Annotated in this window: 11 protein-coding genes; 1 reads left to right on the top strand and 10 read right to left on the bottom strand. The window is 31.0% G+C overall.

Features of this window, described 5'->3' with window-relative positions; genetic code table 11:
- Positions 1–321: 321 nt before the first annotated feature.
- The 4 genes from selB to DWX74_RS03955 all read right to left on the bottom strand — a co-directional run bounded on the left by selB (position 322) and on the right by DWX74_RS03955 (position 5,819).
- Complete coding sequence (selB, locus tag DWX74_RS03940; protein WP_118548811.1) at positions 322–2,205, bottom strand: selenocysteine-specific translation elongation factor; 1,884 nt, start codon at positions 2,203–2,205, stop codon at positions 322–324.
- A 40-nt stretch (positions 2,206–2,245) separates the two neighbouring features.
- Positions 2,246–3,628: an L-seryl-tRNA(Sec) selenium transferase gene (gene selA / locus DWX74_RS03945; RefSeq protein ID WP_243412067.1), complete on the bottom strand. Its 1,383-nt coding sequence runs from the start codon at positions 3,626–3,628 to the stop codon at positions 2,246–2,248.
- Positions 3,629–3,702: 74 nt separating this feature from the next.
- Positions 3,703–4,761 (bottom strand): selenide, water dikinase SelD, encoded by a 1,059-nt coding sequence (gene selD, locus DWX74_RS03950; protein WP_118548813.1) that lies wholly within the window; start codon positions 4,759–4,761, stop codon positions 3,703–3,705.
- Positions 4,762–5,156: 395 nt separating this feature from the next.
- Positions 5,157–5,819 carry a helix-hairpin-helix domain-containing protein gene (locus tag DWX74_RS03955; RefSeq protein WP_118548814.1) on the bottom strand — a complete coding sequence of 221 codons (663 nt, stop codon included), beginning with the start codon at positions 5,817–5,819 and terminating at the stop codon, positions 5,157–5,159.
- Positions 5,820–5,901: 82 nt separating this feature from the next.
- Between DWX74_RS03955 and DWX74_RS03960 the strand changes: the two genes are divergently transcribed.
- Positions 5,902–7,260, top strand: a complete 1,359-nt coding sequence (locus DWX74_RS03960) for a D-alanyl-D-alanine carboxypeptidase family protein (RefSeq protein WP_118548815.1) — start codon at positions 5,902–5,904, stop codon at positions 7,258–7,260.
- Between the two features lie 152 nt (positions 7,261–7,412).
- On the opposite strand, the gene DWX74_RS03965 is transcribed toward DWX74_RS03960, so the two are convergent.
- The 6 genes from DWX74_RS03965 to DWX74_RS03990 form a co-directional block, all read right to left on the bottom strand.
- On the bottom strand, positions 7,413–8,144 hold the full coding sequence (locus tag DWX74_RS03965) for an amino acid ABC transporter ATP-binding protein (RefSeq protein ID WP_118548816.1): 732 nt from the start codon (positions 8,142–8,144) through the stop codon (positions 7,413–7,415).
- 2 nt (positions 8,145–8,146) lie between these two features.
- Positions 8,147–8,953, bottom strand: coding sequence for a transporter substrate-binding domain-containing protein (locus tag DWX74_RS03970; RefSeq protein ID WP_118548817.1), 807 nt, complete (start codon positions 8,951–8,953; stop codon positions 8,147–8,149).
- A gap of 21 nt (positions 8,954–8,974) precedes the next feature.
- The gene (locus tag DWX74_RS03975; protein WP_118548818.1) at positions 8,975–9,640 is read right to left on the bottom strand and encodes an amino acid ABC transporter permease; all 666 of its coding nucleotides are present in this window, start codon (positions 9,638–9,640) and stop codon (positions 8,975–8,977) included.
- A 374-nt stretch (positions 9,641–10,014) separates the two neighbouring features.
- Entirely contained in the window at positions 10,015–11,331 is a 1,317-nt protein-coding gene (gene argH / locus DWX74_RS03980) for an argininosuccinate lyase (RefSeq protein WP_118548819.1), read from the bottom strand.
- A 262-nt stretch (positions 11,332–11,593) separates the two neighbouring features.
- Positions 11,594–12,358 (bottom strand): EFR1 family ferrodoxin, encoded by a 765-nt coding sequence (locus DWX74_RS03985; protein ID WP_334294636.1) that lies wholly within the window; start codon positions 12,356–12,358, stop codon positions 11,594–11,596.
- Positions 12,359–12,498: 140 nt separating this feature from the next.
- The gene (locus tag DWX74_RS03990) at positions 12,499–12,999 is read right to left on the bottom strand and encodes a MarR family winged helix-turn-helix transcriptional regulator (RefSeq protein WP_118548820.1); all 501 of its coding nucleotides are present in this window, start codon (positions 12,997–12,999) and stop codon (positions 12,499–12,501) included.
- Positions 13,000–13,083: the final 84 nt, after the last annotated feature.

Consider the following 13,083-nt stretch of genomic DNA (forward strand, 5'->3'; position numbering starts at 1 on the left):
AACTTTATAAAACAAACTATTAAATTTTCAAAATAAAAATTCTTCCAATAAAAATACTCTTATTTACTTTTTTAAATATTTGTTATCGAAAAACTATTTAAAAAGGGTTTCCAACACAAAAAAGAGGAAGAATGTATGCTTGCAACGACAATTGGCTTGCCACCTAGAGTAAAAGCATACTTCTTACTCGCCTTCTTCCCTAATAACAACAAGGAATCGAAATAAAAAGGGTTCACTATGCAAAAAAAAGAGGAAAGGGTATGCTTGCAGCGACAATGCAGCTCGACTGCCTGGAGCAAAAGCATACTTCTTCCTCTTCCCTTACATAAGAACCCTTTTATTTTCGATTCTCTTTGTTATTCTATTTCTATCAAAACTTTCTAATATTATCATGCAGTTCTTTCTGCTTGATCCTATTAAATCTCTATACTCTCCAAGAGTAATCTCTCCATGCTCATTAATATAATCAACAAGCATCTTCTTAGCCTTATCATAAGTTTCCATATCCATAATATATCCATCCCCAAGCATAGCAACAGAATCACCTATCATAGCATCAAGAACCTCTTTAGCTCTAACATCTTTTCCTGTTATCTCTTCTATAGTTGGAACAGACTCAAATCCACATTTCTTAAGCATCTTCTGCATTCTGTTTCTATTTTCCTTCTGTTTTTCATTGAAAACAACTTCGAAATCTTTAAGAGAAACAATATTTCCAGCAATTTTGATAAGTCCATCTCCTTCAAATGCAGCAAGCACTATATCAAATTCTTTTGGTTTGAATTTACTTTCAACCTTAGATTTTAACTCTTCCTTTAAAATACCTGGTTTTAATCTATTATGTTTGTGGTAATCTGAAAGAAGCTCATTTACCTTTTCAGATAATTTCTGGTAGTGATTAGTATGTATGTACATATTTCCAATCACAAATATCTTACCTTCTTCAGATAATTTATCTAAAGCTTTTCTTATATCCTCTTCGTGAGCACCACTATAACTCATCATATCCTTAACAGTTGGATAATTTTTAGAGTTGTGTTTTAAGTACTCTTCAAGTATGTCGTGAAGTTCACCTTTTTCTTTAACTTTTAGAGCTTCGATTACATCTTCATCAAATCTCTTATGTTTTTTAGGTGAAGCATCTATTATAACACCACCGCCTATTGTAGCCATTGGTGAGTAACTTCTTACAACAAAAGTATCTCCTTTTTTAGATACTATACTTTCTTCAAGTCTTAACTGAACAAATCCGCTTTCTCCTGGAGCAATTTCTTCTTTATCAAGAGGAACTGCTCTACAAAGAATTTCTCTTGTTCCATGGTATAATCTTAATCTATCCCAATGTTTTAAAGTCTTATCTACATGCTTGATTATGTTCATCTTAACATCTAGCATCATAGACTCTTCTAATGAATCTGGAGCTGCAAGAACATCCCCTCTTCCAATCTCGTCTTTTTTAACATTAGAAATATTTATAGCTGTTCTCTGTCCAGCATAAGCAGTATTTTCATCTTCACCATGAACCTGAATACTTCTTATCTTAGCTTTTAGGTTTTCTGGATATACAACTAAATCATCATCAACGCTTATCTTACCTTCAAGAAGAGTACCTGTAACAACAGTACCATGTCCTTTTATTGTAAATACTCTATCTATATTAAGTCTTGCTGGTGAGTTTTCGTTCTTTTCTTCTATCTGCTCACTCATATCGTCTAATTTCTGAATAAGCTCTGATATACCTCTCTTAGATACAGAGTCAACTTCTAGTATTTCCGCATCTTCAAGGAATGTACCTTTCATTCTTTCTTTTATATCTTCTTTAACTAATTCTCTAAATTCTTCTTCTACCATATCGCTCTTAGTTAATACAATTAGACCATTTTTGATATTTAAGAATGATAGTATATCTATATGCTCTACTGTCTGTGGCATTACACCTTCATCAGCTGCAACAACAAGCATTACCATATCTAGTCCAGATGCTCCAGCTAGCATGTTTTTTATAAATTTTTCATGCCCAGGAACGTCTACTATACCTACTCTCTTTCCACTAGGTAAGTCGAAGAAAGTAAATCCTAGATTTATGGAAATACCTCTTTTTTTCTCTTCATCAAGGGTATCTGTTTCTCTACCAGTCAAAGCCTTGATAAGTGTTGTCTTACCATGGTCTATATGACCAGCAGTCCCTACTATAATGTGTTTCATATTTATTTCCTCCTAATTTCGAATCCAAGCTACAACTAAATTACATAAAAGCTAATTTTAGTTCATTTGCCACATCTACAAACTCGTCTTCGAATATAGTTCTAACATCAAGAACGTATTTATTATCATAAACTCTAGCTATTATATGAGAATCGCTAAGTCTTAATTTTCTTTCTAATGTAGATACGTTCATATTATTTGGAGTTATCGCTATTCCTCTAGATTTCATTGTTTCAAGAGGCATAGATCCTCCACCAACCTGAGATAGACATTCTTCTATGTGAACATCTGCATCTAGGTTTAATTTTTCTATTTCTGCGTATAGAAGGTTAGCTTTTCTTTCTAATTCTTCCATAGGCATTGTTATCATATTTAATGTAGGTATATTTTTAACCGCTTCTTCTTCATCTAAGTACATTCTAAGTGTTGCTTCAAGTGCACATATTGTAAGTTTGTCTACTCTTAGTGCTCTTGTTAGCTGGTTTTTCTTCATTGCAGATATGTATTTCTTTTTACCTACTATTATACCTGCCTGTGCTCCACCAAGCATTTTATCTCCACTGAATGTTACTATATCAGCACCCCGGTGTATTGAGTCAAGTACAGTTGGTTCGTACTCTAAACCGTATTTAGATAAGTCTATAAATACACCACTACCTAAGTCTTCTATTACTGGTAGGTCGTATTTTTTACCTAATTCAACAAGCTCTGCAACAGATATTGATTCTGTGAATCCCATTATTCTGTAGTTACTTGTATGAACTTTCATAAGTGCTCTTGTATTTTCTGTTATAGCTTCTTCGTAGTCTTTTAGATGTGTTTTGTTTGTAGCTCCTATTTCAACTAGGTCAGCCCCACTAAGAGCCATAACACTTGGTATTCTAAATGAACCACCAACTTCAACAAGTTCTCCTCTTGATACGATAGCTTCTCCACCTTTAGCCATTGTGCTAAGAACAAGCATAACTGCTGCAGCGTTATTGTTTACTACTAAAACATCTTCTGCTCCAGTTAATCTTTTTATCATATCTGTTAAGTGAACATATCTTGATCCTCTTTCACCTTTTTCTAAATCATATTCAAGGTTTGAGTATCTTGAAGCTGCTGTCCATATTTCATCTTTAATTTTTTCACTTATTAAAGATCTACCTAAGTTTGTGTGAAGAACTGTTCCTGTTCCGTTTATTACTTTCTTTAAAGAAAGAGCGTAATTATCTCTTGCTTTTTTTTCTGTTTCTTCTATTACTTTTTCCATAGTAAGAGAGAATTTTTCAGCTTCTTCTTCTGTTTTTATAGCGACTATTGTCTTTCTATTTATATCTATTACTTCCCTTATAGATTCAAGAACTATACTTCTTGGATATTTTTCTATTAATTCTTCTATTTCTTTCTGTGATAATACTTCATCTACTGAAGGAAGCATCTTAAATAATTCTTTTTTATTCAACCTGACCACTCTTTCTTTTTAATATTTAGATATTGTTTTCCCTTATTTGATTATATCACATGTATGTATTTTCCGTTTTCATATTTTTCTTTAACTTCACCTATTACTTCTGCAACTATTGATCCATTTGCAAGCATGTCTTTTACTATATCATCTGCCTGATCAGCTCTAACTGCAACAAGTAATCCTCCTGATGTCTGAGGATCGTATAAACAGTCTTCTATACATTCTGGTACACTTTCATCCTTCATTACATCATCCTGTATATAACCCATGTTGTTGTATGCTCCTGATGGAACTATACCCATCTGAGCCATTTCTATTGCACCTTCTAATATAGGTACATTTTTTGAATCTATTTCTATTGTTACATCTGATGCTTTAGCCATTTCCATAGCATGTCCTAATAAGCCGAATCCTGTTATATCTGTTATTGAATGTACTTCAAATTTGTTAACACTCATAGCCGCATATTTATTTAGATGTACCATTGTTTCTATTACTTTATCTACTACTTCCTGAGATACTAAGTCTTCTTTCATTGCTGTTGAAAGTATTCCTGTTCCTACTGGTTTAGTAAGTATTAATTTATCTCCTGGTCTAGCTGTTGAATTAGCCTGTACTCTATCTGGATGAACTAATCCTGATACAGATAATCCGTATTTTGGTTCTTTATCATCTACTGTATGTCCACCAACTAGTAATGCACCACTTTCTTTAACTTTACTGAATCCACCTTTTAATATTTCTGCAAGTACCTGCATATCGTGGCAAGATGGGAAGCAAACTATGTTCATCGCAACTATTGGTTCCCCACCCATTGCATATATGTCTGATAATGAGTTTGCTGCTGCTATCTGTCCAAATATGTATGGATCGTCTACCATTGGAGTAAAGAAGTCTAATGTCTGTATTAGAGCTTTTTCATCATCTAATTTGTATATTGCAGCATCATCTGCTGTGTCTAGTCCTACTAATAAGTTTCCTACTTTTTCGTTGTCATTTTTTGGTAACTGAGATAATACGTCAGCCAGAACCTCTGGCCCTATTTTAGCAGCTCACCCTCCTGCTGATGTCATTTCTGTTAATCTTTTATATTCTTTTGCCATTTTTAATTCCCCCTGTTTGTAAATTTTTTCGTTATTTATATTTTTCTTTTTTAATTCTATTTAAGGCATCTATTGTTTTTTTATTTATATCTATCGTTTTTTTTAATAACTGTGCACTCTTATATTAACATATTTTTTACGTTTTATATATAATTAATTAACGTTTCTCCCCAAAATAAAAGGCTAGCTTGATTTTTTTAATCAAACTAGCTTTTTTGAATTTTTTAATAAATTTATTTTTTTAATTTTATTTTTGATTTATCTTATATTTTTAACAAATATCTTTTTCTTACAATACTTTTTACATCTCTTATAATAGATAAAATCTTCATATTTGAATAAAAAAACTATAGACTTATTATATATTTACAATAGTCTATTTGGGTTTTAATCCTTTATACGCATATACTACTCTTCATATCCTCAAATTTTTTATCTCCTATTCCCTTCACATTCTTTAAATCTTCTATACTTTTAAATCCTCCATTTTCTTCTCTATAGGTTATTATTTTGTTTGCAGTAGCCTCACCCACTCCAGGAAGTGTATCCAATTGTTCAAGTGTTGCAGTATTTATATTCACAAGTCCACCTTGTGCCTGTGCATTTCCTCCTGATGTTTGTGCAGCTCCACTAGTACTTCCTCCTCCAGCATTTACATCCATAGGAATTTGCTCTCCTTGCTTTGGTATTACATAATGCTTTCCATCAACTAACTTTTCTGCAAGGTTTATAGCATTCATATCAGCGCCTTCTACAATTCCTCCCATTACCTTTATAGCATCAGATAATCTATCTTCAGAGCTCATAGTCACAACTCCCTCTGTTTTTACTGCACCACTTATATATACAGTAACTTCTGTACTATTAGTGCTTTGTGCATTTCCATTTTGATTTATACTAGAACTTTCTTTTGAATCACTGCTTTCCTTTTGAATATCTTCACTCTGAGCAATATCGTATCTAGCATTTCCCTCACTTTCAAAAATTTTTATCCCAGCTATTGCACAAAGTCCTATCACAATAGCTGCGAATACGAATGTTTTTTTATTTTTTTCCATTCTTATCACTCCTTTCATTTCTATTATTGACATAACTGTGTTATACTAAAAAAGTATATTTGAAATTTTTGGAGGTTTTTAAATGAAAAAAATATCTTCAGTATTAATAGCCTTCTTATTAGTCTTTGCATCAGTTTTTACATCTATAGGAAGTGTATTTGCTGATCAAAAGGTTGTAAATTTAGAAGCTAAAAGTGCTGTTTTAATGGATTATGAAACTGGTAAGGTTCTTTATCAGAAAAACGGAAATGTAAAAATTTATCCAGCCTCTACTACAAAGGCATGGACTGCTTATTTGGTGATAAAACATGTTCCAGATTTAAACGAAAAAATAACTATTGGCAACCTTCCTTACATAGAGCCGTCTAGTATGTTCCTTAAAAAAGGGGAAACTTTCACAGTAAAAGAACTACTTACAGCTCTAATGGTTCATTCTTGTAATGATGTAGCTTATGTTTTAGCTGAGTATGTAAGTGGATCAATTCCAAAATTCGCCGATTTAATGAACAAAGAGGCAGAAGCTATAGGTTGTACTGGTACACACTTCAACAATCCAAATGGATTGCCTGACGATAACCACTACACAACTGCAAAGGATATGGCTTTAATAGCTAGAAAATGTATGTCTGATTCAGTATTTAGAGAAATCGTAGCTACTAAATCAGTAAAATTCAAGCCTACTAAACAGTATCCTCACGAAAGAGTTTATACAAACTCTAACAAATTCCTTACTTCTCATCAGAAAATAACATATAAAGGTAAGAGAATAGATATAAAATACGATATTGTAGATGGTATAAAGACAGGGTTTACAAATGCTGCTGGTAAATGTCTTTTAACAAGCGCTGTTAAAGATAATCAGAGAATTATATCTGCAGTGTTTAATTCAACTAATGATGGAATTTATGTAGATTCTAGAACATTAATAGACTATGGATTTGAAAACTACGATTCATTTACAATAATGGATAAAGCTGACTACGTAGATACTAAGAGAAAGTGGTTCTCTACTCAGAAAAAACTTATGTATCAGCCAAAAGAAAGCTACTCAGTAGTTCTTCCTAAAGGGCAAACTGTTACAGACGAATTTACATTCAAAACAGATCTACAGGATACTTCTCTTCCAATAAGCGCCGGAGATAAGGTTGGAGAGTTTTATATATATAAGAACGGAGAAAAGTTTAAAACTATTGATTTAGTTGCTAAAAATGATGTTACTAGCAAGTTTGCTGTTATAACAGAAAAGCCTATTTTCAAGATTCTATTCACTATCTTAAAAATCGCACTTGGTGCACTTGTTATTTATCTTGTGTATAAACTAGTAAGAAAATACTACAAAAGATTTAAAAGAAAACAGAAGATAAAAAACAAGAAAAAGAAAAAAACTAGCAAATCAAAAGATAAAACTATAAAAAAAGATACAGGAAAAACAAGAAAATAAAAAGGACAAGATTATAACTACTCTAAGCTTTATAGCTTCAGCACATCATAAATTTATGTAATACATTTATATGTATGAGATGCTTAGAATATAATTATTTCTTGCCTTATAGCAAAAAAAATGGTTATCAGCAAATTGCTGATAACCATTTTTTATAAAACTTTTGATAAAAATTCTTTTAATCTTTCATCTTTTGGATTATCGAAAAACTCTTCTGGTGTAGACATTTCTTTTATTTTTCCCTCATCTATAAACATAACCTTATTAGCTACCTCTCTAGCAAATGCTATTTCATGTGTTACTACTACCATTGTCATACCCGCATTTGCCAATTTTTTAATAAGTTCTAATATATCGCCTACCATTTCTGGGTCTAAAGCCGATGTTGGCTCATCAAATAAAATCACATCTGGATTTACAGCCATTGCTCTAGCTATTCCTACCCTTTGTTGTTGGCCTCCTGATAACTTAGATGGATAATAATCTTTCTTATCTAACATACCAACTTTTTCCAAGTAATCCAAAGCTATTTCTTCTGCTTCTTTTTTGCTTTTTTTATGAACAGTTGTTAGTGGAACCATTATATTTTCTATAGCTGTCATATTTTTAAATAAATTATAATTCTGATATACCATAGACATATGCTCTCTAATAGATTTTATATCGTGTTTAGTTGCTTTTTCAACATTTACACTTACATCCCCTATAGTTATTATTCCACTTTTAGGGTGTACTAAAAAATTCATTCCTCTCAGTAAAGTAGATTTTCCTGTACCAGATGGACCTATTATAGCAAGTACATCCCCTTTTTTAATTTCAAAACTTACCCCATTTATAATTTGATTTTCACCAAACTCTATATGTAAGTCCTCAATTTTTATCATTTTTATTTTAACCCCTTAGTTAAATCTGTGTAGAACCATTTTTCAGTTAACGTTTTTATTGTTCCATCTGCTAACATTTCTTCTAATGCTTTATCTACATTTTCACGTATTTTATCTGATCTTTCATCATCTTTTCTAAAGAAGTATCCTGTAGTACTTGCTACTATAGGTTCTTCTATTACTCTTACGTCAACACCTGCTTTTTTAGCATCATGGTATAAACTTATTTCTGAGCATATCCAAGCATCACATCTATCAAGTTTTAACTCTTCTATACCCATTGTTCCGTCACCTAGCATTTTAACTTCAAATCCTATTTTTTCAGCTTGTTCATTAGCTATTTCCTGTCCAACTCCACCTTCCTGAACAGCTACCACTTTACCTTTTAAGTCTTCTAAGCTATTTACTTCTGTATTTTCAGCTTTTAGACCTAATGATGTATTATCTTCTGCATATGCTATAGAAGAATTGTATTTTTCTAATCTTTCTTCTGTCTGACCATAGAAGTTTGCTGCTACGTCTACTTTTCCTGAATCTAATGCACCAAATATATTACTGAATCCCATAGGCTGCATTTCAACTTCATATCCAGTTCTTTTTGCTATTTCGTTCCACATATCAACTTCAAACCCTTTGTGTTCTCCATCTTCTATAAATGAATATGGATCTCCAGCATTTGATGATGCTACTATTACCTTTTCAGTTTCTTTTGCTGGTGCTTCTGCTTCTTCTTTTTTACCACACCCTGTTAATATTGTTGCTGCTAATGTAAACACTAGAGCGCTTGAAATTATTTTTTTTAATTTCATTTCTTTTTTCCTCCCTATTTTTTAATATGCTAAATTACAACGTATTTCAAGTTTTTTCTGTACAAAACTTAAAATTGTAATTATAACCCAATAAATAATCATAACTGCTGCGTATACTTCAAAAAATCTAAATGTAAAAGCGCCTTCCATTTTTGCCATTCCCATTATATCAGCTACACCTACAGTAAACGCTATCGACGTACCTTTTATTAAATCTATCAAGTTATTAAATAATGATGGAAATGCACTTCTCATAGCTTGAGGCATTACAACTTTTACCATTGTTTGATATTTAGACATTCCAAATGAAAATGCTGCTTCTAATTGTCCTTTATCAACAGACATAAAAGCTCCTCTTATATTTTCTGACATATATGCACCCACATTAAGACCTAATACGATTGCAGACGCTAAAAGTGGATCCATATTTTTTACAGTCTCGCTTATATATGCAATACCGTAACAGAAGAAGAATAATTGTGGCATTAAAGGAGTCCCCCTAAATATAGATATATATATTTTACAAATAAAGTTTATTCCCTTTATATTGTAATAATTAGATACAGCAGAAACTAATCCCAAAATAATAGCTATTACAAGAGCAATAACTGATAATTCAAGTGTAACTCCAAGTGCTCCTAATATTTTTGGCATTACTTCTAAAAAATAGCTTACTTCAAAATCCATAATCCCCCCCTATAATTTAATTCTTTTTTACATGTATATTTTTAGCGTCAATTAACTTCGAATTAACTTTATATTGAATTCAAGTTAAAATCATCTTCTTTTATGTTATCATAAGAAAAAATAATATTTTCATAGTTTTTATCTATAACTATATTTTTTTTGGTTATAATATTTTTTATTTACATATAATAATTCCAAAACGTTTTTAACTTTATTTTATATATTTTTATTAATTATATTTATAATATACAAAAATATATAAATTTTTTAATATTACAATCTCCCTAACCCTCCATCATAATTAAATTGAAAATTTATAAAAAATTATGCTAAAAAAATAGAGCTATTGCAATCTGCAACAGCCCATTTTATATTTATTTTAGATTCTTTTTAATTCCTTTGTTTAGTATGTTTTCGTAGTCTATAAAGTCATATATTTCTTCATCAAATACGTCTGAGAACTGACTTAGTTCTTCTAATGTTAATTCTTCTATTGCTTTATCGTGGTCTTCACAGTAGATTACTATATTTCCAACGATTCCATGAGCATCTCTAAATGCAGTTCCTTTTTTAACTAGATAATCTGCAACTTCTGTCGCATTTAAAAATCCACCTTTTACAGCTTTTTTCATGTTATCATCTCTAACTTTTAGAGTTTCTATCATTCTAGCCATTATTTCTAAGCACATTTCAAGAGTTCTTACACTATCAAAGAATCCTTCTTTATCTTCCTGCATATCTTTGTTGTATGCTAGAGGTATTCCTTTCATTACTGTAAATAGTGAGAATAAGTTTCCATATACTCTTCCTGTTTTACCTCTGATAAGTTCTGCACCATCTGGATTTTTCTTCTGAGGCATTATTGAGCTTCCTGTTGAATATAAATCGTCTATTTCAACAAATTTGAATTCCTGTGAACTCCAAAGTATTAGTTCTTCACTTAATCTGCTTAGGTGCATCATTATTATTGAGAAATCTGACATAAGTTCAAGTAAATAATCTCTATCACTTACACCGTCCATAAAGTTATCTACTGGTTTTTTGAAGCCTAATTTTTCTGAAGTTATTTCTCTATTTATATCGTGAGTTGTTCCTGCTAATGCACCACATCCTAAAGGACATTCATCTAATATTTCAAGAGCATTTCTAAGTCTTTTTTCATCTCTTGAGAACATACTATGGTATGCCATTAAATGATGCTTAAATGTTACAACCTGCGCTCTCTGTAAATGAGTGTATCCAGGCATTATGCATGGATTTTCATCAGCTTTTGCTTTTATTGTATCTTTTAACATAGCTGTAAGATCTGCTATTTCTGCACCTTTTTCTTTTGCATATAATCTCATATCTACAGCTACCTGGTCATTTCTACTTCTTGCTGTGTGTAATTTCTTTCCTGTTTCTCCAATTCTTTCTATAAGATTAGCTTCTGTGAATGTATGAATATCTTCGTAGTTTCCATCAAGTGGTAGTTTTCCACTCTCTATATCCTCAAGTATTCCAACAAGTCCATCAGTTATAGCCTTTCCTTCTTCTTCTGTTAAAAGTCCGCATTTCACCTGCATATATACATGTGCTAAACTTCCTTCAATATCTTTTTTATAAAGAACGTTATCGTATCCGAAAGACTGGTTAAATTCTTCCATTAATTTGTTTTCAGACTTTCTAAAGCGCCCTCCCCACAATTTCATAAAAATCTCCTCCTATTTTGATAAATTTCGGTTTAGTTTTTTCTACTTTATTCGTTTAAATTGGTATTTTTATTTTATTAATTAGTCTAACTTTTAATTTAAATTTTCTCAATTTTCGTTAAACTATATAAATTCAATTATATTACATTTTATTTATGTTGTAAATCAAAAAAATAAAGGCAAAACAAATAACTAATTTTATATGACAAATTATTTTATCATCATACTTACAAGTTATTATCTTGCCTTTATTAAATATAATTTATATTAAAAGAGTATTTTCTTTTCTATCAGAGCATGATTTTTTAAGTTTTTTACCAGCTACTGCTTTCATTACAGGATTTACCTTTCTAGCATTAGATGGACATGCTTTTATACATCTCATACAAGAAATACATTTTGATTTATCTACTTTTTTAGGATTTTCCTTAGAAATTGCCCCCACGGGACAAACTGTGGCACATACTCCACATCCATTACATGCACTAGATCCTTTTGGTTTTAAAGGTATACCATTATATTCTCTGTATGGTTTATTTCCCTTTGGTTTTAATTCTGTGTTTATATCACCTGAATTAAATTTTTCTTTTATTTCTTTTGCAAATTTTGTTAATTCATCTATATCCTTTGAATCCGGTCTATTTGCAGCAACCGTTCTTTCTACAGAATGTTCTGCTATTGCTGTAACCATAGCACCTACTCTAAAACCACAATTTTCTAATACTTCCTGTAGCTCTAACATAGTATCTTCGTAATCTCTATTACCATATACAACAACTGCAACTGCTTTTGCATTATTTCCTTTTAATTTAGAAATTCTTTCCACTGCAACTGCTGGCACTCTTCCTCCATAAGAAGGTACAGCTATTAAACATACATCTTCTTCTTTAAACTCTTTATTAGATTTAGCTTTAAGTGGAGTTAAATCTATTTTTTCATGACTTTCCCAAACAGAAGCTAGTGTTTCTACAACTTTTTCTGTTCCACCTGTTGGACTAAAGTATATTGAATATACCAAAATTATCACCTCTATTTTTATTTTAGTTACTAAACTATATTTCAAAAAAATAGTTCAGTACTACGATATTGTAAATTACAACTATATCATTTAGTCACTAAACTATCTTTATAATAATCTTTTACTATTCTTTTGTCAATACTACTAATTTAGATGTAGTTCTTTCCCCAATCAGAATTTTCATCTTTTTCGTATTTTAGCATTTCTTCACCAAATTCAGCAAATCTTGCTTCAAATCTACAGATAAGTTCTAGTTCTTCTTCTGTAAATTCATTAAAGAAAGGACATGCTTTTGCATATTGTTCATTATCATATTTAGTATGAATCTTATCCAGTTCCTTTCCTTTTTCAGTTAATTTAACAGAATACTGTCTTTTATCATCACTTTCCTGTACTCTTTCAACAAACCCTTTGTTTTCTAACTTTTTAAGGTACTGAGATACTGCTCCTTTAGTTATTTTTAGTCTGTCGCTTAGTTCACTGATATTATCCAATCCATTTTCACCTATTTCTGTGATTACATGCACTTCCCTCATATGCATTTTTTCACCTGGATAATATTCGTGTGGAGTCGAAAGAAATTTGTAATAAGTAAATGATAGCTTTCTTTTAAACTCCAATATTCTTTGAAGTAAATCTTTTCTGTTCATTTTTTCCCTCACCTATATACATATTTTTTTAACTCCTACCATTATATCTTATTATCTAAAATAGTTCAATAAAGTTAATTTATC

The organism is Peptoclostridium sp. AF21-18, assembly GCF_003478825.1.
In the GTDB taxonomy this organism is placed as follows: domain Bacteria; phylum Bacillota; class Clostridia; order Peptostreptococcales; family Peptostreptococcaceae; genus Peptacetobacter.